Raw genomic sequence first — 23,384 nt, 5'->3', positions numbered from 1 at the left:
TGCACTGCATCATATCAAGACAATGACACAAGGCCGCGCGATGCCGCTAAATACGCCTATAGGCTTAAAGATAGCACTTAGTAAAGATAGCACTTAGGCTTAAAAACACTTAGGCTCAAAGACAGCACTAGCGATGGGCGTTATTAGCTGGCAGAGTAAAAAATGCCAGTATTCGCTTGCTCTAAACAACCCTCGACAATATCTTTGGTGAGGCAGGCGCATTTGCCACACTGAGTCATAACCCCTAAGCGTTCGCGAACGTCACGCAAGCTGTTTGCGCCGCTTTCTACGGCAGAGCGGATTTGTGAGTCGGTAATACCTTGGCATAAGCAAACGTACATAAGTATCTCGTCGATAGCTTGGTGTAGAGAATACATAAATTTTATTGCTAATGATAATAATTGTCAATTAGATCTGGTTCTCATTTTCATATAATTTTTCATAGTGTGCGCTAGTGATACAGTGTGTAACAAGGGCTTTACTAGCGGTGTTGCGTGAGGTTGCTTTGCGTAAGTGGTGTTTAAGGCGGTTTGTAGGGAAGGGTGCGGGGTATTTAGACGATGCTTGGGTTAGCTTGCTGAGAGTGTTTGTTGATGAAGGCAGGGCAAAAAGTGGTATGTATATTTTGTTGAAAAGTAGCGCTTGGGGGGTTGAAATTGACAACTCTGCCAGCACCTTGGCTAGATCACATAATTTTGAGGGCCATTGGCCTTTTTTTAACTTAAACGGAGACACATCATGGGCGTATTAGTTGGTAAGCAAGCACCAGATTTCACAGCGGCAGCAGTTTTAGGCAGCGGTGAGATCGTTGAAAACTACAACCTTGCCGAAACTATCAAAGGTAAAAAGGCGGTTGTTTTCTTTTATCCATTAGATTTCACTTTCGTATGTCCGTCAGAACTATTGGCTTTTGATGCCCGCGTAGAGGCGTTTAAAAAGCGTAATGTCGAAGTGATTGGTGTTTCTATCGATAGCCATTTTTCACATAACGCATGGCGTAATACGGCGATCAACGACGGTGGTATCGGCCCTGTTAAGTACACCTTAGTTGCTGATATTACCCACTCAATCTGTAAGGCATATGATGTAGAAAGTGAAGGCGGTGTTGCCTTCCGTGGTTCTTTCTTAATTGATGAAGAGGGCGTGGTTCGTCACCAAGTAGTCAATGACTTGCCATTAGGTCGTAATGTCGATGAAATGCTACGTACTGTTGATGCTCTAGCGTTCCATCAAGAGCATGGTGAGGTGTGTCCTGCTGGTTGGACCGAAGGTGATGCAGGTATGACAGCATCACCAGAAGGCGTTGCTGCTTACTTAAGTGAGAATGCTAGCAAGCTGTAATACAACAAACTTGTAACGATTCAGTATCTCTGAATCAGAGATACTGAAATTGTAGGTGTCAATGAAGCATTACCTGAGCTGCCCAAGCCATTTTTGACTTGTTTTGACTTGATACCCCTGCAATGTTTAATCCTGCATATCCTTATGCAGGTGCAAAGCCCACCTCTATGCATCCATGCTGGAGCTGGGCGTTTACAGTACCCTCGGCCGTTTTTCGTGTACTGTCTAGCTCTTACCTTCGGTAAAATCCGGCGCTTCAGCACCCAGAAAATAATCTATCAGCACCCTATCAGATGAAATTTTCAGTTTGGCTCAAGAGCGATGCAAATTTTAATATTTGAGTTGATCTAAAAAGGCGCTTGTAATGAGCGTCTTTTTTATGCGTTGTTTTGATTATGTAAAGCAGCGAGCTTTTAAGTACGCTGCTCTGGCTTTTAGTTACGCTGTTGTGGCTTTTAGTTGTGCTGTTGGCTTGATGACAAAAAAGCCCTAACAGCATGAGCGGTTAGGGCTTTTTTAGCGGTTTGCTCGCCATTTTTGAGTCAGAGTGACAAGCGTGGCTCGGGAGTGGTTAACTGTCTTGTGGACGGTTTGGTGTGTTGGTTTCTTGCTTGGTTTCTTTTGCTGCCTCTTTGGTGTTGGCTTTAGCTGTCTCTTTAGCTTTTTTGTTTTGCGCAATAAAAGTATTGATGCTTTCTACTTCAAAGCGCACGCGACGCTTGTCGGGATTGCTTTCGGCGATAATGATCTCAACTGGTGTGTCGAGCGTGTAGGTGGTTTCTCCTACGGTTAATGTCATGCGTTTTGCATCAAACGTTTTATTGACATTTTTAGGGATTTGTACAAAACCTTCGATACCGTTATCGTCAAGTTTTACACCGAAGCCTTGCTGTGTAACGATGCGGATATGCCCCTGTGCTGTCTGACCGATGAGCTTCTGTACGTGTTGGCTCTTTAGCCATTGCTCGGTCTCGCGAACGGCTTTACGGCCATTATCGAGGGTGTCATTTAAGCGCTCTACCGCTTTGGGGCTGGCTGATTGCACCTTTTTCCCCATGAGTATTTGACCAATTGTCCAGTGGTTCGATAAGTCGGCGTACCGGCGTAAAGGGGAGCTAACAGTGGCGTAATGCGCATAACCTTGGTTGCAATGGGGTTTAGCTTCAATGCTAAGATGGCTTGTGGAGCACATGCGTTTGAGCGGGGAGATTAGATGGCTTTTTTCGTGATTGCGCAGCATTTTTATTAATGCTTTGAAGCCATCAATACTGCTTAAATCGGCGCTGTATTGTGCAAATTCTTCGCTGCTAAGCTCTTCTTTTAGTAGGGCCTTAATTTCACCGAGGCGGTCTTGACGAAGGCCGTCGTGGCGGGTGTGAATGCCTGCACCGTGCTGTGCTAGTAAATCACCTGCGCTTAAGTTAATAATCAGCATAGCCTCTTCAATTAACTTGTGAGCAATGGTGCGTTCACGCTTAACAATGTTATCGATTTTACCTTTGTTATCGAGATATAGGTCATAATCGGGCTGATCTTCGTGTACGAGATTGTTGGCCTCGCGGTAGGCTAGGCGTGTGCTGGCGAGCTCGGCCAAGGTGGTAATGGCTTGGCTTATTTGCGTGTCATCGGTAAAGGCTGTGCCCTGAGTGATAAACTCGGTAATGGCGGGGTAGTTGCACTTACTGCGCGAGCGAATTAAGCCTTTTTCAAAGGTGTAGCTCTCGATCGCACCATCTTTGGCAATTTTGGCTTGGCATACGAGCGCTGGGCGATCTTCGCCTTCGAGTAGCGAGAACGCTTCAGTCGCTAGGTTGTCTGGCAGCATGGGTAGTACTTCACCTGGCAAATAGACAGTTTGTGCGTAGTCACGTGCACCTTTGGCGATGGGGCTTGTTGGGAGGATAAAACTACTTGGGTCTGCAATCGCAATGGCAATATCCCAGCCGGTATCGGTGGCTTGGGCGTAAACGGCATCATCCATATCGCGTGTCGAATAGGAGTCGATGGTCACGAAGGGAATATGTGTGAAATCTTTGCGGTTGTCGTCGAGGCTAACTTTAATTTTTTTGCAGGCGACGGCTTGCTCGCTGGCGTCTTTGGGCCAATAGCGGAACAAACCATATTGAGCAACAATTAACTTGTGCTCAAAGTAAGGGTCAGCTTCTTTACCAATGTTGGCAATAATTTTAGCGGCCGCTTTGCCGTCCTCATTAAATGGGTGGCGCATAAGCTCGCACAGTACGTGATCACCCTCTTTACATTTGGCGCGAAACTGCGGGGGTAAGAATAACCAGCGGCCAAAATTTTTAACGTTCGGGAGTACAAAATGGTTATTACCTTTAATTTTGTATTGTCCAACAAAGCGTTTAAATGTGGGCTCTAGTAGCTCTTCGACTTTCGCTTCAAGCTTGTCCTTATCGTTTTTGGTGAGTAATACTTTGACTTTATCACCCGGTAATACCAGTTGCATTTTTTCGGGGTTTAAAAAGGCGTCGCGCCCGTCTGTGAGTTTTACAAAACCAAAGCGGCCGTTAGAGCCCACTACAGTTCCCGTGCCATATTCCTTGCTAGAAACGATGGCGGTTTTTAGCTCAGTAAGTTGAGCGAGTGTACTTTTATCAAACATGATGAACCTCGACCTTCATAGAGGCTGCGAATAATAGCAGGTTGAACGCTTTTGGCTAATGGTTAGCGTGGGTTTATCTACAGTTTGAGTACTTTGTTGATGTGGTTGGCGCGTATTCTTGCTTACGATTCGCTATCACTGGGTGTGCGGTGATAGCCTAGACAAATTTCACAGGCTAAAAATTGACGGGGATCATTATTTTAAAATTAAACACAAAACACTATTGATAATGATTCGCGTTTGCGCTCTAATGCTTCTTATCTTGCAGACTATCACCAGCCAGAACTACAAATATTGTGTTGGTGACTATCGAATGAGTAATGCATCTCGCATTGTATTTAACCACTTTAAGCGTGCACATTGCGTGCAGAGGTCACTATGAAAAAAACAGCACTTGCGCTAGCTATCGCCTTGTCTTCTATTGCCTTGGTAGGTTGTGGCAGCTCTTCATCGGGTAGCGGTTCGCCCACTACTTCATCGACAGCTTCTTCAACAGCTTCTTCAACAACGAGTTCTTCGGCCGATAGTTCATCAAGTGCTGCTGTTGTGAACGAATATGCGTTTAGCGTTGAGGGTGACAGTACGGTGTCATATACAGGGCAAACTGCTCGCCATGTCATGATTGAAGATATCAAAAGCATGATTGGCTCGATGACCAAAGGCGCGGAAACCGGCATTACTGATCGTTTGATGACGTTGTATCAAAACCCATCAAATTCACAAGATGGCGAAGCGATTTTATTAAAGACCGGAGACTTCACCCTAGATCAAACAGTTTACAGCGATATTAGTGCAGGTAAAAACTTACAGGGAAAAATTGCTGGTGGCTATATTGCTGATGGCACGCCTAGTGGTGAAACAGGCACACTGATCGGTGAGTTTGTTGGTAGTGGGATGCCTGCTGGTACTTTGCCCTCGACTTATGTTGAGGCGATGTTTACTGAGCTAGGCGCGCTTGCGGCAGCCTCAAGTGATGTGATGGTTTCTGTAGCGGGTGAACCACAAGCGGTGACAGCTCCTTACATTAGTGCACAAGGTGTTGATTATCAGCAATTGGTTCAAAAGTTTTTGCTAATGGCCGTTGGGTTTTCGCAAGGCGTCAATGATTACTTAAAACCGAGCCGTGACTTTGCTAATGAGTTAGGCAAAGCAGAGGGTAAAGAAGATAAACCCTATAGCACCGCAGAGCATCACTTTGATGAGGGTTTTGGTTACTTTGGCGCTATTCCAACTTACAGTAGTTATACAGATGCTGAGATTAGCACTGCGTCTTATATTGATGAAGATGCCAGCGGCTCGATTAATTTAAAAAATGAGTACAATTTTGGGCAATCTATTAACTGTGCCAAGCGCGATAAAGGCACCGCGAGTAATGCTAACCCCACTGACTTTACGGGTGATATCTCAGCGGCCTTGTATGCCGGCCGTACCATTGTGGCCGAAGCGACCGCCGCGGGTAGCTTGAGCGCCGAACAAGAAGATCAATTGCGCACTCAGATTAAGCAGGTGGCATTAACTTGGGAAATGTGTATTGCAGCAACTGTTGTGCATTATATCAATGATGTGAAAAGCGATATTGCCAAGTTTGATGGTACGGACTATGTCGACGTTGCTCACTTTACTGATTTGGCTAAGCATTGGTCAGAAATGAAAGGCTTTGCCTTGGGCTTACAGTTTAGCCCTTACTCGCCTTTACGCACCGAAATGGGAACTTTCGCTGACATTACTTACGGTAGCAACACCGCTACGCTAGAGGATGTATTGACCTGGATGGGTGTAGCACCCGTATTAGCTGATGCGACAGATGCGGATAAAGAAAGTTACGTTGAAGCGCTAGACTCTGCACGCGCTGTATTGCAGGCCGCTTATGATTTTGATGCCGATAATGTTGCTAATTGGTAAATTACATACCGTTTAGTCAGTGACAGGCGGAGCGGCTATTTAAGCGCTCCGCTTGTTTGCGTTTTAATGAACGTATTTTTTACATGTTTTATAGGTTTTTTATGTCTCGGTTAATTAAAACAACACTGGTGCTCATTGCTGTTGCAGCGCTGGCATCATGTGATAACAGTAGTATTGATAATAACGAGTTAGTGAGTAGTGCCGGTAGCTCATCGAGTAGCAGTGATTTTAGTTTAATTAAAAAGCCTTTCGATTATCAAAGCTTGTTAGTCAATTATGCTGATAATGTCATTTTACCCACGTATCAAGCTTTTGAATTAGCATTAACGCAATTGGATTTGGATATTAACGCACAATGTGATGCGCTAGATGCTCAAAATGTGGTCGCCGAACCTGATCATAATGTCAGGCAAGCTTTCGCTGAAGCGGTGGCAGTGTGGCAGCAAGCCGAGCTGATGTGGGTGGGCCCTGTAACCGATAATAATAACAGCTTACGTAACCGTATTTATTCTTTTGCAACCACAGCTCAAGCAGATTCATGCGCTATTGATATTACTACTGTCGAGCATCATCAAGAGACTGTCTCTTTAGCGACGCGGGCAAATACCGTACGTGGTTTAGATGCCTTGGAGTATTTGATTTATGAGTCCACACTCAACACGGCATGCTCTAGCGCTATTAGCCAAACAGCACATTGGAATGCATTATCGCAAATAGCGCGCCAACAGCAGCGCTGCCACTTAAGCCAAGCGGTGACGCAAGATTTGCTTGCAAGTAGTCGTGAATTAAATAGGGCGTGGTCGAATGATGGTGATAATTATCGCTCATTATTTATTAACCCTAATAATGCCGGCCCGCATTTAAAGGCGCTTTCGGATGCTATTTTTTATCTAGAAAAAGAAGTAAAAGACACCAAGCTAGGCACGCCTTTAGCGCAAACAGCTTCATGTATTCTTGAGGCTTGCCCTAAGGCGATTGAAGCGCCTTATGCTCAAAATAATGGCGCATTAATTGTACAAAATTTAAAAACATTTAAAGCCATGTTTAATGGCAGTGCTTCTAACGGTGCTAACGGCATTGGTTTTGACGACATTATTGCCTATGAAGGTTTTGCTGAAGTTAATGTTGCGCTGAATGCAAAAATAGATGCTGCCATTGTTATGGCTGAGCAATTGAATAAGCCAAGCTTATTAGTCAAGCAGGTGAGCGAACAATTAAGCAACAAAACAAAATCGCAGTGTAAGTTAGATTCGATGAATGCAGCCAATGGTGAAAGTCTCCCTGCGAGTTATTGCGCTTTACATGGCCTTATTCAAGCGATTAATTTACAAATGCGTACTGATTTCGTCACTATTGTTAATGTTGATTTGCCCATACGCGCACAATCTGATAATGATTAATTTAAAAGGCCGGCTGTATATCATGAGACATAAAAAAATATCGGTCGTTATTGCTTTGATAGCGACACAAGGCGTAACGTTCAATGTGTGGGCCGATCATAGCAAAAACTCAGCGACTCCCCCTATTGAAGAAGTGTATGTGACAGGTGGTGCTGATGCCATTCGCACTATGCCCGGCAGTGCTACTTTCATTGATGCCGATGCAATTAAAGAGTTTGATAGCACTGACTTGAATGATGTGTTGGGTCAAGTGCCAGGAGTTTATATTCGTTTTGAAGATGGCTATGGGCTGCGCCCAAATATTGGTATTCGCGGCGCAACAGCTGATCGCAGTCAAAAAATCACATTAATGGAAGATGGTATTTTAATTGCTCCATCACCTTATGCTGCCCCTGCGGCTTACTATATTCCTAATGTTAATAGAATGGATGCCGTTGAAGTATTTAAGGGGCCAGCATCGATTCATTATGGCCCACATACTGTAGGTGGCGCTTTAAATATGGCGACGCGTGCGGTGCCTAGTAACACCTTGGGTGAGCTATCGGCAACTTTTGGAACTGATAATTATCAAAAATACCGTGGATTTTATGGTGACACCATCGAGGGAGATAACGGTCATGAATGGGGTTATTGGTTGGATGCTCTGCGTTACAGTGCCGATGGTTTTAAAGAATTAAATCAACAAGACACTGGTTTTGTGCGCAATGATATTAATGCCAAGTTGCAATGGAAAAATGAGATTAGTCAGTACCCTCAAACCCTAATCATTAAATTAGGTTATGCTGATGAAGACAGCGATGAAACGTATTTGGGCTTAAGTGATGCTGACTTTGCAGAAAATGCTGTGCAGCGCTATGCCGCCAGCGCAAATGATGCCTTTACCTCTGAGCACAAGCAAGTTCATGTGATTCATGCAATAGACTTAACTTCGAATTTAACAATGAATACACGAGCTTATAATCATCGATTTACTCGCTCATGGGATAAATTTGATGGTTTTTGGGAGCCACCAGAAGGTTGCGGTGATTTAGCTGATTGCGCGACAGATATTCAAGATGTTTTTGCCGCTGCGCACAGTTATCCGGTCGAAATGGGAATTTTGCGGGGTGAAGTTAACAGCCGTCAAGAGTACGAAAAGATAGATGTCACCAATAATGCTCGTGAGTATGGCTCTGAGGGGCTAGAAGTTACAGGCGATTATAACTGGCAATTCAACACTATCGAAAATACAACAACTTTTGGGGTGCGTTATCACCGTGATTATGTTGAGCGCGATCATAGCCCTAAAGCATATAATATGATTGATGGGCAATTAGTTTATGATGGTGTTGAGCGTGAGAATAAAACACTCAACAAGTCAGAAGCTGATGCTATAGCGTTATATGCCAGCCATGAGTTGGAGTGGAATAAACTAAAGGTAACAGCCGGTCTCAGAGTCGAAGATATCGATGCCCAAGTGACCGATTATCAAGCTTTCGCCGAACAAAAAAATGATGCAATTAAAAAGCGTAGCGATACAGTATTTATACCTGGTGTGGGTGTTTTTTATCAGCTCTATGACAGTGTAGGTTTGTTGGCGGGTGTCAATAAAGGCTTTTCTCCAGCTGTAGCTGGATCAGGGGCAGAGCCAGAAAAAAGTATCAATTATGAATACGGTCTTCGCTTTTCACGGGGTGATTTGACTGCAGATGTTATCGGTTTTTATAGTGATTATAGTAATTTAATTGGGCGCTGTCGCGTGTCAGATAGTGGCTGTGAATCGGGCGCTGAATTTGATGGTGGTGAAGCTGATATTTTAGGTTTTGAATTCACCTCTGATTTTAATATTGCATTAAATACATCGTTAGATTTACCGATATCGTTAGTCTATACCTACACTGACGCAACTTTTGGCAATAGTTTTGTTTCGGGTTTCTCGCAGTGGGGTACGGTAATAGAGGGTGATGAACTACCCTATACACCGAACCATCAAGCCAAGTTGGCCGTGGGCTTAGATGCCGATACATGGAGCCTCAAAACAGAAGCTAAATTTACCGGTAAAATGCGTGAGTTACCCGATCAAGGCGATTATAAGGCCGGTGAATTCACACCGTCTTACACGACTTTAAATGTTGCTGCGCATTATATGCCTGATGATAATTGGGATATTTTATTGGCTGTAGAAAATATTTTTGATAAGCAGGTTATTGTTTCGCGCAGACCTTTTGGCGCTAGACCTAATCAACCCTTTACGGTAAAGGCTGGCGTTACCTATCAATTTTAACGGGTGTACATCAGTTTTAATGGCTGGTTATTAATTTTAATGGTTGTTTATTAACTTAAATAGTGTGTACGGTTGATCTGTTATCGCTGTTTTTTAGTTGTTAATGATTTAAGTGGTTGATCGCTTATGCAGCAGTTAATGCACGATAGCTGGAATACGTTTTTGCAAGTGCTGACAACCCCTTTGGTTGCCAGCCTTGATCCTTCTCGGCGCATATATTGGCTTTTTCTAGTAGTGTCTATTTTACTGGCTTTGACTGTTTTTGTTATGCAAAAAAAACAGTTTTTGCCGGTTGTGTGGATGCGTCAATTATTTTCTCGCCATTACCTTTTTTCATCGTCATCTGGCGTCGATTTTTTTTATTGGTTTGTTAATAGCTTAATTAAACTGCTGCTTGTAATACCACTTGCTGGTGGTCACCTCGCCTGCACCTTACTTGTTGTACGCTTTTTGTATGGTCATTTTGGCATCATAGATACACCTATGACTTTGGCGATGCCTGTGCTGGTGGTGTTGTATACCTGTGTATTTTTAGTTGTAGAGGATGCTAGTCGTTATGGTTTACATCGACTGATGCATCGGGTGCCCTTTTTGTGGCGTTTTCATAAAATCCATCACAGTGCCACCGTGCTAACCCCCTTTACTTTATATCGCGTGCACCCCGTAGAAATGACATTGTATTACCTGCGTGGCACATTAGTGTTTGGTGTGGTGAGTGGATGTTTTATTTATATGTGGGGCAGTAATGTAAAAGGCTGGCAAATTTTAGGTGTTGATGCCATAGGTTTTCTGTTTAATTTGGCGGCGGCTAACTTACGCCATAGTCATATTTGGTTAAGTTTTGGTGTATTTGAGCGCTGGTTTATAAGCCCTGCGCAACATCAAATTCATCACAGTACAAACCCCATTCATTTTAACCAAAATTACGGCTCTATTTTAGCGTTATGGGATCGCCTATTTGGTTCATGGAGAGCTTCGGGGAAGTTTGAGGTGTTAAAGTTTGGCCTGGGTAGGGGGTAGTGGCCTTGCGTGCCCCCCCTTAAGTTGGCGACAGCTGGCACGAGCCTTTTGATCAACCAGCGAAAATAGCAAGTCTATCGTTGTTCTTTCACGATGAGGCTTGTGGCCTTTAAGTTTTTTTAGTGCAAACTTTAATAAATTGTAATGCTGATAAAATTGTATGTATAAATGCGCAAGTGGTAGTTGCTGACCTTGTTTATTCATGTAATTTACTGACTCTAAGCGTTGCTGCCTTTGGGGGAGCTTAATAATATTTTGGCAATCGGTATAAATAGTCAGTTGAGTGCAGCGTGGTATCGTATTCAAAGCCCATAGCAACGTTTCAAGTTCAAGATGAGTGGATGATGTTTGATTGAAGCGCTGTGTTTTGATTTGCTCATTTATCGAGCTGCATGCTTGTGGTGTCGCGGTGGCTAGGGCCTCTTCTGTTAATAGCAAGAAAGCGCCATACCCAATACCATTTTGAGGATTTACGCTGCCGTCAATTAATAAGGTGTAGCGACTAGCTGGCAGGTCATTCATAAGTCGGTGTTATGTCGTCTGCGTATGTGCACTGCTGACCGCCTGTAGCTTTTTTAATGCATAGATATCAAAACGAGAAGACTTGCCTTCTAGGCTATAGCTAGGTGCTTTGTCGGCCAAGTGAGGCGCTATGCGCGGCCGCTTGACAACAATGCGACACACATCTTGATTGAGTGCGTAGGTTAAAAGCTGATCGGAGTCATCATCATGACCAATAAGGTCATGAAAGGCGCGCATGCTTTTATTCACCGCAGCGCTTTTTTTACGCGTTGGGAACATGGGATCTAAGTAAATGACATCAATACCCTCTATAGGTTTTTCAATACTATCTGCATGGCTCAATTGCATGCGTTGAATGATATTGGCAAGGGCGTTATCTTGAGTGCGCTCGGCAAACTGGGCAGCGCGTACTAGGCCGTCGGCAAGCAGTGCATGTGCAATGGGTGAGCGTTCTTGTAGCTGTATATGACACCCAAGTGTTGCGAGCACAAACGCATCACCACCTAAACCAGCAGTGGCGTCGAGAATGCGAGGTTTTATGTGTGCGCTGACGCCTACGGCTTTGGCGATCATTTGGCCTTTGCCACCGCCAAATTTTCGTCTGTGGTCGGCACTACCTGTATGAAAATTAACGCTAATGGGCTTTTGGTTACCTTGATTAAGTATCTGAAGGTGGGCACCGGCGTGAGACCACTCTAATCGATAAATAGACTTTGCGATTTTTTGATTTAAATGGACACCCATCTTATGGGCTATTTTTTGAGCTTGTGTGCTGTAAGCATCATCAGAGCAAATAATTTCTAGTGTATCCATATATGCCTGCTACAATGTCCGCTTTAGTTACAAAAGGTAACGATTTTTAGTAGGAATAGACGTAGCGCAAGTAGTATTGCATGCCTATGTGAACTTTTTATTATTCTTTGTTTGGTCATGTTTTTGTCACACAATAAAATTAGGGTGTGCGCAAAGTGGTAAGGAGAAGATTATGCGGCATATTGCTGCTTTTGTATTATTTAAATCTCAGAGGGTTAACTTTTTGAGTAAATATTTATTAGCTTGCATTTTACTATTGTCTTTTACTTTTGCAAATGCTGCGCAGGTTACACCTTTTGACAGTGCAGACGAAGGACGACTTTTTACCCTGCAAGGCTCTAATACCATTGGTGCTCGCTTGGCACCGGCCTGGGCTAAAAGCTTTTTAGAGGCAAAAGGGGCGAAGGGTATTATGGTTGAAGCATTGCCTCAATTAAATGAATACCGTATTAAGGGGCGTAATGGCGCACGAGCGGTCTTTATTGATGTCAACGCTCATGGTTCAAGTACTGGTTTTCAGGGGTTAAAAACCAATATGGCTGATATTGCACTGTCGTCTCGGAGCATTAAAGATAAGGAGGTCTCTGCGCTTAACAATTTGGGCGATATGCGAAGTGCTCAGTCTGAGCATGTTGTTGCGATTGACGGGTTGGCTGTTATTATTCATCCAAACAATGAGCTAGCTAAGCTGCCGGTTAACGTCATTGGGCAAATATTCAGTGGTCAAATTACAAACTGGGAGATTCTGGGTGGACCTAACAGGACCATTAACGTTTATGCGCGTGATGACCAGTCAGGTACTTATGATACATTTAAGAATTTAGTATTAGGCAAGCAATTGGCATTAATACCAACGGCTAAGCGCTTTGAGTCAAATGATGAATTATCTGATCGTGTCGCGAGTGATATTGATGGTATTGGTTTTGTCGGTTTAGCGTCTGTACGACAAGCGAAAGCTTTAGCTGTGAGTGAGGGTAATACAACGGCGCTTAAACCTGAAATTATGTATGTTGCAACAGAAGATTACCCTTTATCGCGTCGACTTTATATGTACACCGGACAAAGTGGTAATAAGCCTTTAGTGACTGAATTTATTCACTTTGCTCAAGATTTGGATGGGCAAAAAATAGTCGAAGAAATCGGCTTTATTTCACAAAACCCTAAAAGTTTAACCGTTGAGCTTGCGACAGGCCCTGCTCAGTATCAGGCGCTATCTAAATATGCAAGGCGTCTATCATTGAATTTTAGGTTTCAATCGGGGCGTGCCGATTTAGATAATAAAGCCTTGCAAGATGTACAGCGTCTGGCTCGCTTTATGAAGATGTATGCGAATAAAAATATGAATATACAGCTAGTTGGTTTTAGTAATGTAGAGTCTACAGAAAAGCGAGCACAAGTTTTATCACGCCTACGAGCTACTGCGGTGAAATCTGCACTATATCGCTATGATATAAGAACTGATTCTGTCATGGGTTTTGGTGATACATTACGTGTTGCTGACGCTACAGGCAGCTCGTCAGTGAAAAATGAAAGAGTTGAGGTGTGGATATATCCAAGTACCGCAGCAGCAGCGGTTGAAAAGGTTCGAAAGGGAGATCTTACCGCGAAGATATTAAGATCGATTGCCCCGGTTATCGCTACCCAATAGCTAGCGTTACACAATATATGCCTTTGTAATATTTGCCTTGGTGAACAAGCCAATTCATATAACGACTACCCCAGATGCTTGTGGGGCAAGTCGTTATTGGTATTATCGACACTCTTTTTTATTTTACAGTATGTAATTTATGCTTGACGGGCTATTATTTTAGCGGCAGTTGAATGTGAAAGGTAGTTTCACCGGCGTGCTCTGAAGTAACGGCGATTTGCCCTTTGTGGTGATCGGTAATAATAAAGTGCGAATAAGATAGTCGCTGCTCTACAGCGCAACCACGGGCATTAGTGGTGTTGTAAAAAAACGGTTCAAAGATATCTTGTTGTTCTTCAGCAGACAGTGCACTACCATTATGTTGGATTTTTATCCATACACTATCGTAAAAATTACCAACTTCTACATTGATGACAGGCACAAAACCTGTTCCGTTGGCTTGTTCGCAAAGTGCATAAAAAGCGTGTCGAAATAAACGCAGAAATACCTGCTGCATTTCAGAGGCATAGCAAGGTACGCTCGGGACGTCGTCAGCATAATTTCTATTTAAAGCAATACCGTGAAAACTAAGGCCGTTGGGTTGAGCATAAAGCGAGTTGGCTAGTTCAATGCTGTGATCGAGTATTTGTGCAATATGGGTACTTTGTTTCTTACCTTGATGGCTTGCCGAAAAGTCCAATAAATTCTGCACTGTCGCTGTTGCTTGAACTCCACTCTTTTGGGCTTTATTTAAGATGGGTGTAATGAGCTGTTTTTGTGCTTCTGGAATTTGGTTTGTTTGCTGTTGAATGATAGATAGCGAGTGAGTGATGCTTTGCAGGGGAACATTGATGTCATGGGCCATTGCTGAGGCCAGTTCGCCCATCGCTGACATTTTATTGCGTTCGACTAACTTATTTTCAGCTTTCATTTGCTTGGTAATATCGTCAACTAAAATAACGATACCGGTCTCTTCTTGTTCAGTGAGTGCATACAATGTGATATCAAAATAGTATTGATCGCGTTGCCCATGCTTAATAGTTGTAGTTTTTTTGCTGTCTAAAACACCTTCAACCTGCTCTTGGGTTAGGGTGATTGTTGGGTAAGCTTCCCATAGGTTCATGCCTGCGATCGTATCAAAGGGTCTGCCGGTGATGGCTTCGGCCACATGGTTCCATTGTGTGATTTCCATATTTTTGTTTAATCCAATTAGCATGATCGGCATCGAATCGACAATACTTTTTATATAGGCTTCACGGTTGGCTAGTTGCAAGGTTGTGCTTTCTAAGCTTGCCGTGCGCCGGCTTACGCGGTCTTCTAGATCGGCTTTAATCTCAATGAGCTCCCGATTAGAGCGTGCCGCTCTGCGGTGAGCAATAAACAAAAAAATAGAGACAACCAGTAGTGTTAGTATCAGTACGCTACTGGAAAAATTGGCAACGTATTGCCACTTGGTATTACCATCGCTGTCTTTAAAAGGCGAAAAAACCTCGGCATAGGCATAAGAACTGATAAGGGCTGTACTAAGTGAAAGTAGGGTTAGGTGGGTTGCAAATTTTATCATTGTGGTCACTTATTCATCAGTGGCGTTTAGCCTTACTTGTGTTGATTTAGCCTTGAAAGGCTCATACTTTGATTTTAACAGGGTTATAGCAGCTGTTGGAGGAAGTTTTGAGATAACAGCATATTCTGTGTAATATCTGTGATGTTGGCTCGTTAGCCCGGTGATCGCTTAGTACCGTTCGTTGATGGATGTAGCTTGCGGGTTGGGCTGCATGCTCGTAGGTAGACATTTTGGTAATAATTGGCTTGGTGCAGTATGAGATGGATTGTTGTGTGTATTACATGCTAGGTGCTTGACGCTAGGTGTGTAATCGGCAGTATGACGGTAAAGCTACTGCCTTGATTATATTCGCTGCTGGCCGATACACTCGCACCGAGTAAGCGGCTAACATTATCGACAATCGCAAGGCCTAAGCCTGTGCCATGGCCAATGTGAAAGCGCGTGTCGCTATCTAATTGCTCAAAGCGCTTAAATAACCGGTGCATGTCTTCTTTTTTTATACCGATGCCGCTATCAGAAATAATAAATTTTATATATTGACTGTCGGGTTGGCTAATGGATAGTTTTACCCAGCCCTGCTCAGTATATTTAATAGCATTGGAAATTAAATTGATAAGTACTTGACTTAAGCGAATAGGGTCTGAAGTTACTATGAAATCCTTAGGGGGTGAAAACTCAAAGATAAACTCAAGGTTTTTAGCTTCATAACTCGCTTGTAGTTGGTCTATGACGTTTTCGCAAAGATTGTGCAATACAAAATTTTCAAAACGTAATTCGAGCTTATCGGCTTCGATTTTACTTAGATCAAGAATATCATTGATCATGGCGAGCAAATGCTTGCCATTGCGCTCAATGGCATTAAGTGATGAGATTTGGCGAGTGTTAAAATCATCAGTTTTCTTAAGTAACCGTACGGTATAGCCAATGACAGAATTGAGTGGTGTTCTCAATTCATGAGACATATTGGCTAAAAAATCTGATTTTACCGATAGAGATTTTTCAGCTTGATGCTTAGCTTCTGATAGCTCTTTATTTAATTTTTGTTGTACAGTAATTGAGTTTTCAGCTTGCTGTAGCAAATCTGTCGTTTGTTCATTTTTGGCTTTAAAAATATCGGCTGACTTGGCTAGTAAGCCAATCTCATCGCCACGCTCTAGGCCAGGAATACGCTCGATATCTTTTCCTTTGCTCAACTCTGTGAGTACATGTGTTATTTTTTGTATAGGCTTAATGATGAGCCAGAAGAAGTATAAAGGTGTTATTAAAGCCATAAAAATACCAAAAGTTACAGCGTAAAATATAATATTTTTTTGATTGTTGACTTTATCTGTTGTTCTTTTTTGTTGTGATTTCGAGGTTTTTTTAGATAACTCAGATAATGTGTCTGAAAAATACAAGATCTCTCTGGCGGATCCCGCCATGACAACACTAATAAGATATGTGTAGTTTCTTTTTAAGTTAACAATATTTAAGAAATCTTTTTGATGGCTATTTATTTGGTCGATAAGTATTGTCTTTTGGTTGTTTATTTTTAATATTTTTATCGCTTCACTGATGTTTTTTTTAAAATGGGTAAGATGTGTTTGATAGTTATTCAATAGATAAGAGAGTGAGTGGCTCTGCGCTTGTTCTAGAAGATTTTTGATGGTTTGTTTTTGGGATGCGGATAGTGATAGTGCCTGTATTTTCAGTGCGAGTGCTTCTGGGGTGTTACTAATGTATTTTTTGACGAGAACCTCGAGTCGAGTTCTATTGTCGACTACTGTATTAAAATTGATTTTATAGTCGTTTAAATGGTTTTTCATACTGTTTAGATTTTCATGGTGACTATGTAGAGATTCTATAGCTTGTAATTTTTTTAAAGTGGTATCGAGTCGTATATGTAGTGCAGTAATTTTTTTAGCGGCACTGTGGCTGGCTGAATCTTTATAAATAAAAGCATTGCGCTGAAGGTCGATGACATCATGCTGTAATAATGTTGTTAGCATGAGTATGTTAGCTTGGGCGTTTGCGTTGACAGTGGCTTGGTTAAAATCTTTGTGAGTGGAATAGCTCGAAAACCCTAACAGCAAAAGCGGTAGGGTAAGCATGATGTAAGCCATTAATAATTGTAATTTAATGGAGGCTTTTAGGATAAATGCCTTAACAAAAATCACAAGCTAATAAACTCATACCATTTTTGTAAACTGTAGTCATAGCTTGGCATCACACTATTCCATACGGCGACATTACTAAAGCGCGTTTCATAGCTACCACCACTACGGGTATTGCCGGGTTGTACCGAGACCTTTCCGTCGGGGCCTTTAAGTGCTGAGGTCGCGGCTTGACCTGCATACCAGTAGTCCCATTCAGCGGGAGAGAGTAATTCGCGAGAACGCTCAGCATTTGAAATATAATAACCTTGGCGTGCAATAAATGCCCCTGGCCAGCCCGACAGCCACCAGTTCATGTAGTCATAGGCAGCATCTTCTTGGTATCCGGTTGTGGCAGAAGATAAGCACATCACACCGTGCCATCCGCGATACCCTTCTTTGGGAGCCGCGTAAGCAACGGGAATATTCTGCCCGTTAAGTGATGAGACAGCAGGAGAAAACATACTCTCAATAACCACGCGGCCACTCTTCATGAATTTAATACTTTCGGGTACCGATGTCCAAAAGCCGTTAAAATGCCCCTGCTGTTTTTTCTCATCTAAAAGAGCAAATAAGACATCTAACTCGTTTTCGCTCATGTTGCCAATATCGTTAAATTGCATGAGTCCTTGGGCTTGTGCGGCAAGCGCCATATCAAATAACCCAATGGTTGGTGCGTTGACAACGGCAACTTTACCGCGATATTGATCATCGAGCAGCCAGCCCCAGCTCTCTGTTTTGTAGGCTTTGCCTTTGGAAATAACAGCGGTGTTGTAGCCAAAGGAGTCGACGTTGTGCACATAGGGCAAAAAACTGACCTGAGAAGAGGGCTTGGTACCCAGTGAACCATCATTTTGAATGTGTAAAATTTTATGTGGTGCATCACCTGCTCCCATTTTAGCGTGTGCGGTGACGCGGCCGGTTTTACTTAAAGGGTTGATCTCGGACCAATGCGTGATGCGCTCTTTTTGAATCGCTTTAATTGAGCCTGAGTTCCATAGAACGTTAATACTGTTGGACCATTGCTCGTATAAATCGAAAGACTCTGGATACATCGAGGCTTTTTGTAATACTGCGGCACTGCCTTTGGGTTCAAAGATAATCTCAAAGCCTAAGTCTTTCATTGCTTGTTGACGCAATTTTTCTTGTAGAGTGACATGGGTGCCCAATATGCGCAGCTTGATAGGTTTGCGGGCAAACACGTAAGGCGCCTTGCTAGCAACGGCAATGGCTGCCCCTGCACGTGCAGGCTCTGTAATGAAGCGCCTTCGTGAGAAGTGGGCAGCGCATTGAGCTTGGCGGGAAGCGGGTGACTTGGGTACGGTACCGCATTCGGTCTTCGATAAGTGTGGGTTTGCAGGTGCCATAGAAATTGTGCTGCCTCAGTCTTTATGGTATCAGTGTGATCACATGTCATTAATGATTAAGCTTAGGTTATCTTTTGAGGGTTTACTAAGCGCAAGTACAGGTAGCTGGGCAATTAGTCACTCTTTAAATGCCCAGAAAACAATCCATCAGCACCTTATTAGATGGTGTTTGTCAGCTTGGCCGAATAGTGGCGGCAATTATTAGGTTGTTGGTCGGTATTTAAAGTGGTGGCTTCGAATACTGTGGCCTATGCTAAATAGGTGAATATTGTCGCCAAAGGTGCAATTATGGTTGATGCTCAGTGTATATTAATGATTGAAGACAATGCTGATAACGCAGATTTGGCCACTTGGATGCTAGAAGATGCAGGGTATTGCGTCACCACGGCGCAAACGGCAGAGGAGGGTTTAGCTTTATTGGATAAAAACCCTTATAAGCTGGTACTTATGGATATATCGTTACCGGGGATGGATGGGAAGCAAGCTATTCAGTTAATTCGTGCAAACGAGCAGCAAAAGCACCTGCCTGTTATTGCCCTAACTGCGCATGCTATTTTAAATGAGCGCGATGCGATTTTGGCCAGCGGAGCTGACTGCATTGTAACCAAGCCTATTGACGAAAGTCTATTGTTAAGCAGGCTAGAGGAAATGATAGCGCAAGCTGTTTAGAGAAGAATAACGGGCCAATTGTAGTGGCGATGGCGATTTGTGGCTTTCAATAAAATAAAAAAGGGGCGCTCTGATGAATGAAAGCGCCCCTTTTAGTGCTTATAGTGTTACGCAGACAGTGCTTTTTGTACGGCAGCTAATTTGACACATACTACAAACACCTTCATAGCAGCATCAACTTGCTCGACTGTGGGGACGGTAGGGGCAATACGAATATTGCTATTTTTAGGATCTTTACCGTACGGGAAGGTGGCACCTGCAGGTGTTAATTTAACGCCTGCATCACCAGCAAGTGCAACAACGTGTTGTGCTAAGCCCTCTTGGGTATCAAATGAAATAAAGTAACCGCCATCAGCTGACTCCCATTGCCCTAGGTCATTATCGCCAAAAGCTTCTTCTAGATGTTTAAGTACAGACTCAAAGCGTGGTTTAATGATTTCGGCATGCTTTTGCATGTGCGCGGTTAGGCTGCCCGGTACGGCAAAGAACTTACTGTGGCGCAATTGATTAATTTTATCGGGCCCAATGGTCTGTATGCCTAGCACTTTCTTAAAGCCATTGAGGTTGTTGTTGCTAGCAGCAAAAAAGGCAACACCGGCGCCTGCATGCGTAATTTTAGAGGTTGATGCAAACTGCAGTATGCTATCTTGAGTGCCGGCGGCTTGAGCGGCCTCCCAAATGCTGGCAAGGGGGGTGGGCGCACTCGATAAGTCGTGAATAGCGTAGGCATTATCCCAAAATACACGAAACCCTTTGCCAGCTGTTTTACCGAGTGCCGCGATGCGCGTAACGGTTTCACTGCTATAAATGACGCCCGTTGGATTGGAGTATTTGGGTACACACCACATACCTTTAATGCTGCTATCGGCTTTGATGAGTGCTTCTACGGCGTCCATATCGGGACCGTTGCTGGTCATGGGAACGTTAATCATCTCAATGCCAAGCTGCTCGCAGATAGAAAAGTGACGATCGTAACCCGGGACGGGGCACAAAAATTTGACCGCACCTTCTTTTTGCCAAGCGCTATCTGGGCCATCAAGGCCAAAAAAGTACGCGCTCGTCATGAGTTGATACATGAGTGTTAGGCTGCTGTTGCCGCTTGCCATAATTTGATTAAATGGCGTATTGAGCAATTGTTCGCCGAGCATGCGTGCTTCAGGCGTACCCTCTAACCCGCCATAGTTACGGGTATCTACGCCAGAGTCGGTAATGTAGTTATGCTGCAAAATACCATCGAGCGCGTCAGAAAGTGATAGTTGCTCGGCAGAGGGTTTACCGCGAGTCAGGTCGAGGTTTAAGCCTTGCGCTTTAATGGCGGTGTACTCAGTACTGAGTGCTTGTTCCCATTGTTGGAGTTGTTCACGGGAGGCGTTGGCAAGTTGCAAAATAGAATCCTCTAGCAAAAAGTGCAAATAAACGAAGGTAGAGTCTGCAGCCAAAGTCAGGCATAGTTTATGCTGGCGCTGGCTGGATAAAACGAGCAATACTATACAGTGATTGCTCAATTTTTTGCGCAATATTTATAAATGTTGATCAAATATTGTGATTGTTGGGTGTCGTTGTAGTTATCTCTATAGTTATTTCTGTAGTTATTCTGTAGTTAGGGCGAAATCTTAATACCCACAATAGGCGTCATAGTCTTGGCTTAAACCTTGCGAGTGAAGCGTTTGATTGTGACCATTGAATAAAAATAGTAGAGGAAGATCGGTGGATGTAAAAGTGTTTTTTACGGTTGTGGTGACTGTATTTTTGGCCGAGCTTGGGGATAAAACGCAGTTTGCAACGATGGCTTTTGCTGCAGGTAAAGACGTGAATCCTTGGTTGGTTTTTGTTGGCGCTAGTTTAGGGTTGGTGCTGGCAGCGGGGATTGGTGTGATTGCTGGGCAGTTACTGGCCAGCTGGCTTAACCCTAAATGGATGACTATGGCTGCCGGTATTGCCTTTATTGCCATTGGTGCGCTGACACTGCATAAAGCGATGTCCTTATGAAAGCTGAGTGTTTATGAAGGTGAATAGCAATGAGCTCTTTTGCTCGTCAGGATATATGCCAGAGCTCATAGGGCTTAACTGGTTGGCGTTGCCTGCCATTATTCGAGTGCTTTTAGCGACCGATGGCACAGTCACCAAAAGTTTAGAGTCGTATTTCTGGGAGCCTATTCGTGTGCGCTGCCTTAAGCAGCAGTGCTTAGAGCGCCAGCGTACATTGCAAAGTACAGATGAGTCAGGTCCGGAGATAGAAATAGAGAAAATACAGGATCCTGAGGGTTGCACGAGTGAGAGCATTTGGCGGGCCGGTGATGAGCTGTGGTCTAGAGATGTGTATTTAGAAGGGAGGCATAGTCAAAAGCGCTATGTTGAGGCGTCATCGATTGTGTGCTTTTCTATTTTGCCCAATGCTGTGCGCCAAGGGCTGTTGGCGGGTGAGCTCGGTATTGGTGAAATTATTCGCATGCTGGGGTTGGAGACATACCGGCGCATTGTATCGTTGGGGCAGCAGCCCAAAGCTCCAGCACCACCGACCAGCGTTTGGCGCGTGTATCATCTTTATTACAAAGGTCGTATTTTAATGGAAATAAAGGAAGAATTTAATCTAAAGGCATTTGTTTAAATGAAAACTAATAGCTTTAACGCACTCTTGATGAGCTAAGCTAAAAGGGTTATTGACGCAGTAAGATCTTTTAATACTTATTGCTAACAACTCATTTAGCTAGGCGATTTATATGGTGAAGGCCCAGAGCCCTGTTGCACCTGTAGGTGCTGCAGGCGTTACGCCCATTAATATAGCGCGACGAACCGATTCAGATATTTATCGCCGCTCTTTGTCGATGCTGCCTGCATTTGCTGTTTTGTGGGCTGGTATTGCATGGCTATCTGGCTTTTATGAACTGGCGCCTTATATTACTCGCATGGCGATGATAGGTTTTTGCGTTATCTCTATTGCTCAGCTTGGATTTGCCGCTGTGCAAGCTAGGCTTTACGACATGTCGGCTATGACTTGGCGATTCTTTTTTTACACCTTAATGTTTGCCAATGCCGCGATTTGGAGCGCCCTTTTTACGGCGTGCTTTTTTGAGCAAACCTTCGATGTTATTTTTTTACCGATGACACTCGCAACAGCAGGCTTAGCCGGTGCTGGGTTGAGTCACTGTGCCCCGAGTCGCTGGGTGGCGCAAAGCCATGTATCGGTATTGCTTTTGCCTGCTGTATTTGCTTGTTTTACTAGTAAAGAGCACATTAGTTTGGGGTTAGCGGTTTTAGTCTATTGGTTTTATTGTTTAATGATTTTGCAGCGCTTTCATTTTGAATACAGCAGTGGTTTTACAAAAGACAGTAGCTTTGAGCAAGAGCATACAGAGCTGCAGCGGCAAAACAGGACTGATGGGCTCACAAAGGTTTTTAATCGGCGCTATTTTGACGAGGCGCTGATGCGTGAATGGCAGCAGGGTGCCGAAGAGGGCACGTGGTTGGCGCTACTTTTTATCGATATTGACTTTTTTAAAAAAATTAATGACACCTACGGTCACATGGCCGGCGATGAATGTTTAATGCAAGCAGCTGCTATTATTAATGGTGCAGTGCAGTCGGGTAACGATATTGTCGCGCGCTATGGTGGTGAGGAATTTGCTGTGCTTTTACCGCGCACTACACCTGATATGGCTAAGCGAATAGCTGAGTCCATTCGCAAGCAATTTGAGCTAAAAGATTTTTGTTTTGATGAGCGCTGTATAAAAATAACAGCAAGTATAGGTGTAAGCGCTATGGTGCCGCGCGTTGCAAGCCCTGCCACACAGTTGATCGATCAGGCTGATCAAGGGGTGTATTTGGCAAAAGAGGCAGGGCGTAACAATGTGCAGCTATTTGGTGCTGTCTGATAAGGCGGGCCGAGACTGACATCATCACAGTGATAGATAGCTGGACGATCTCAATGAGACTTAGGCAGAGTACACATAGCCTTGACGAATATTATGTTGTTAGGGGGCGCGCTATCTATGCGGTCTTTTATGGGGTGTGTCTTTTTTGAGTGACTTGTGTGCTTAATACAGGCTGTGAAATTTTTGGTTTACTGCCGCGCTGCACCAAAAATATGAGAACTTATCCTTCATTCGTTTGCGCTTGGGCTTTGGTCTGGTAGAATCGC

18 protein-coding genes are annotated in these 23,384 nt (G+C 43.7%); 10 read left to right on the top strand and 8 right to left on the bottom strand.

Translation table 11 applies throughout. From position 1 onward, the window contains the following. Window positions 1–143 precede the first annotated feature (143 nt). Window positions 144–377, bottom strand: a complete 234-nt coding sequence (locus tag AC438_RS11085) for a bacterioferritin-associated ferredoxin (RefSeq protein ID WP_338011126.1) — start codon at window positions 375–377, stop codon at window positions 144–146. Window positions 378–738: 361 nt separating this feature from the next. On the opposite strand from AC438_RS11085, the gene AC438_RS11075 reads away from it, so the two are divergent. Continuing rightward, complete coding sequence (locus tag AC438_RS11075) at window positions 739–1,341, top strand: peroxiredoxin (protein ID WP_053981322.1); 603 nt, start codon at window positions 739–741, stop codon at window positions 1,339–1,341. Window positions 1,342–1,912: 571 nt separating this feature from the next. Here AC438_RS11075 and AC438_RS11070 read toward each other — a convergent pair. Beyond that, window positions 1,913–3,967 carry a VacB/RNase II family 3'-5' exoribonuclease gene (locus tag AC438_RS11070; protein ID WP_053981321.1) on the bottom strand — a complete coding sequence of 685 codons (2,055 nt, stop codon included), beginning with the start codon at window positions 3,965–3,967 and terminating at the stop codon, window positions 1,913–1,915. A gap of 378 nt (window positions 3,968–4,345) precedes the next feature. Here AC438_RS11070 and AC438_RS11060 point away from each other — a divergent pair, with 378 nt between their 5' ends. The 4 genes from AC438_RS11060 (at window position 4,346) to AC438_RS11045 (ending at window position 10,552) form a co-directional block, all read left to right on the top strand. Continuing rightward, window positions 4,346–5,869, top strand: coding sequence for a DUF4856 domain-containing protein (locus tag AC438_RS11060; RefSeq protein WP_082354113.1), 1,524 nt, complete (start codon window positions 4,346–4,348; stop codon window positions 5,867–5,869). Window positions 5,870–5,970: 101 nt separating this feature from the next. Continuing rightward, a complete protein-coding gene (locus tag AC438_RS11055; protein WP_053981318.1) occupies window positions 5,971–7,269 on the top strand; it encodes an imelysin family protein in 1,299 nt (432 codons plus the stop codon). Between the two features lie 22 nt (window positions 7,270–7,291). Beyond that, complete coding sequence (locus AC438_RS11050) at window positions 7,292–9,532, top strand: TonB-dependent receptor family protein (RefSeq protein ID WP_162230728.1); 2,241 nt, start codon at window positions 7,292–7,294, stop codon at window positions 9,530–9,532. Between the two features lie 126 nt (window positions 9,533–9,658). Next, window positions 9,659–10,552 (top strand): sterol desaturase family protein, encoded by an 894-nt coding sequence (locus AC438_RS11045; protein WP_053981316.1) that lies wholly within the window; start codon window positions 9,659–9,661, stop codon window positions 10,550–10,552. Here the strand turns inward: AC438_RS11045 and AC438_RS11040 are convergent. Next, window positions 10,526–11,074, bottom strand: coding sequence for an RNase H family protein (locus tag AC438_RS11040; protein ID WP_053981315.1), 549 nt, complete (start codon window positions 11,072–11,074; stop codon window positions 10,526–10,528). The two genes, AC438_RS11045 and AC438_RS11040, sit on opposite strands and share 27 nt — an antisense overlap. Window positions 11,075–11,083: 9 nt before the next feature. Continuing rightward, window positions 11,084–11,887: a class I SAM-dependent methyltransferase gene (locus AC438_RS11035; protein ID WP_053981314.1), complete on the bottom strand. Its 804-nt coding sequence runs from the start codon at window positions 11,885–11,887 to the stop codon at window positions 11,084–11,086. Between the two features lie 172 nt (window positions 11,888–12,059). On the opposite strand from AC438_RS11035, the gene AC438_RS11030 reads away from it, so the two are divergent. Then, entirely contained in the window at window positions 12,060–13,535 is a 1,476-nt protein-coding gene (locus tag AC438_RS11030) for a substrate-binding domain-containing protein (protein ID WP_053981313.1), read from the top strand. Window positions 13,536–13,689: 154 nt separating this feature from the next. Here AC438_RS11030 and AC438_RS11025 read toward each other — a convergent pair whose 3' ends face one another. From AC438_RS11025 to AC438_RS11015, 3 genes are all read right to left on the bottom strand, one after another. Beyond that, window positions 13,690–15,078, bottom strand: coding sequence for a two-component system sensor histidine kinase NtrB (locus AC438_RS11025; RefSeq protein ID WP_053981312.1), 1,389 nt, complete (start codon window positions 15,076–15,078; stop codon window positions 13,690–13,692). A 284-nt stretch (window positions 15,079–15,362) separates the two neighbouring features. Beyond that, window positions 15,363–17,168, bottom strand: a complete 1,806-nt coding sequence (locus tag AC438_RS11020) for an ATP-binding protein (RefSeq protein ID WP_162230727.1) — start codon at window positions 17,166–17,168, stop codon at window positions 15,363–15,365. 62 nt (window positions 17,169–17,230) lie between these two features. Then, window positions 17,231–18,577, bottom strand: coding sequence for an ABC transporter substrate-binding protein (locus tag AC438_RS11015; RefSeq protein ID WP_082354110.1), 1,347 nt, complete (start codon window positions 18,575–18,577; stop codon window positions 17,231–17,233). Window positions 18,578–18,865: 288 nt separating this feature from the next. On the opposite strand from AC438_RS11015, the gene AC438_RS11010 reads away from it, so the two are divergent. After that, window positions 18,866–19,246: a response regulator gene (locus tag AC438_RS11010; protein WP_053981341.1), complete on the top strand. Its 381-nt coding sequence runs from the start codon at window positions 18,866–18,868 to the stop codon at window positions 19,244–19,246. Window positions 19,247–19,353: 107 nt separating this feature from the next. Here the strand turns inward: AC438_RS11010 and AC438_RS11005 are convergent, their stop codons facing one another. Further along, window positions 19,354–20,631, bottom strand: a complete 1,278-nt coding sequence (locus AC438_RS11005) for an aspartate aminotransferase type Ic (RefSeq protein WP_053981310.1) — start codon at window positions 20,629–20,631, stop codon at window positions 19,354–19,356. Window positions 20,632–20,953: 322 nt separating this feature from the next. On the opposite strand from AC438_RS11005, the gene AC438_RS11000 reads away from it, so the two are divergent. The 3 genes from AC438_RS11000 (at window position 20,954) to AC438_RS10990 (ending at window position 23,118) form a co-directional block, all read left to right on the top strand. Continuing rightward, the gene (locus AC438_RS11000) at window positions 20,954–21,235 is read left to right on the top strand and encodes a TMEM165/GDT1 family protein (RefSeq protein WP_053981309.1); all 282 of its coding nucleotides are present in this window, start codon (window positions 20,954–20,956) and stop codon (window positions 21,233–21,235) included. 13 nt (window positions 21,236–21,248) lie between these two features. Next, window positions 21,249–21,854 carry a chorismate--pyruvate lyase family protein gene (locus AC438_RS10995; protein ID WP_053981308.1) on the top strand — a complete coding sequence of 202 codons (606 nt, stop codon included), beginning with the start codon at window positions 21,249–21,251 and terminating at the stop codon, window positions 21,852–21,854. A 112-nt stretch (window positions 21,855–21,966) separates the two neighbouring features. Continuing rightward, complete coding sequence (locus AC438_RS10990) at window positions 21,967–23,118, top strand: GGDEF domain-containing protein (protein ID WP_053981307.1); 1,152 nt, start codon at window positions 21,967–21,969, stop codon at window positions 23,116–23,118. The last annotated feature ends 266 nt before the right edge of the window (window positions 23,119–23,384 follow it).

It is taken from the genome of Marinagarivorans algicola (assembly GCF_001292705.1).
In the GTDB taxonomy this organism is placed as follows: Bacteria; Pseudomonadota; Gammaproteobacteria; order Pseudomonadales; family Cellvibrionaceae; genus Marinagarivorans; species Marinagarivorans algicola.
This window is presented reverse-complemented; position numbering and strand designations above follow the sequence as displayed.

Excerpts from the sequence above, each read along its gene's own strand:
- AC438_RS11085 (WP_338011126.1), bottom strand. The coding sequence starts at position 377 with ATGTATTCTCTACACCAAGCTATCGACGAGATACTTATGTACGTTTGC.
- AC438_RS11010 (WP_053981341.1), top strand. The coding sequence starts at position 18,866 with ATGGTTGATGCTCAGTGTATATTAATGATTGAAGACAATGCTGATAAC.
- AC438_RS10990 (WP_053981307.1), top strand. The coding sequence starts at position 21,967 with ATGGTGAAGGCCCAGAGCCCTGTTGCACCTGTAGGTGCTGCAGGCGTT.
- AC438_RS11070 (WP_053981321.1), bottom strand. The coding sequence starts at position 3,967 with ATGTTTGATAAAAGTACACTCGCTCAACTTACTGAGCTAAAAACCGCC.
- AC438_RS11025 (WP_053981312.1), bottom strand. The coding sequence starts at position 15,078 with ATGATAAAATTTGCAACCCACCTAACCCTACTTTCACTTAGTACAGCC.
- AC438_RS11015 (WP_082354110.1), bottom strand. The coding sequence starts at position 18,577 with ATGGCACCTGCAAACCCACACTTATCGAAGACCGAATGCGGTACCGTA.
- AC438_RS11040 (WP_053981315.1), bottom strand. The coding sequence starts at position 11,074 with ATGAATGACCTGCCAGCTAGTCGCTACACCTTATTAATTGACGGCAGC.
- AC438_RS11045 (WP_053981316.1), top strand. The coding sequence starts at position 9,659 with ATGCAGCAGTTAATGCACGATAGCTGGAATACGTTTTTGCAAGTGCTG.
- AC438_RS11030 (WP_053981313.1), top strand. The coding sequence starts at position 12,060 with ATGCGGCATATTGCTGCTTTTGTATTATTTAAATCTCAGAGGGTTAAC.
- AC438_RS10995 (WP_053981308.1), top strand. The coding sequence starts at position 21,249 with ATGAAGGTGAATAGCAATGAGCTCTTTTGCTCGTCAGGATATATGCCA.
- AC438_RS11075 (WP_053981322.1), top strand. The coding sequence starts at position 739 with ATGGGCGTATTAGTTGGTAAGCAAGCACCAGATTTCACAGCGGCAGCA.
- AC438_RS11055 (WP_053981318.1), top strand. The coding sequence starts at position 5,971 with ATGTCTCGGTTAATTAAAACAACACTGGTGCTCATTGCTGTTGCAGCG.
- AC438_RS11060 (WP_082354113.1), top strand. The coding sequence starts at position 4,346 with ATGAAAAAAACAGCACTTGCGCTAGCTATCGCCTTGTCTTCTATTGCC.
- AC438_RS11035 (WP_053981314.1), bottom strand. The coding sequence starts at position 11,887 with ATGGATACACTAGAAATTATTTGCTCTGATGATGCTTACAGCACACAA.
- AC438_RS11020 (WP_162230727.1), bottom strand. The coding sequence starts at position 17,168 with ATGCTTACCCTACCGCTTTTGCTGTTAGGGTTTTCGAGCTATTCCACT.
- AC438_RS11050 (WP_162230728.1), top strand. The coding sequence starts at position 7,292 with ATGAGACATAAAAAAATATCGGTCGTTATTGCTTTGATAGCGACACAA.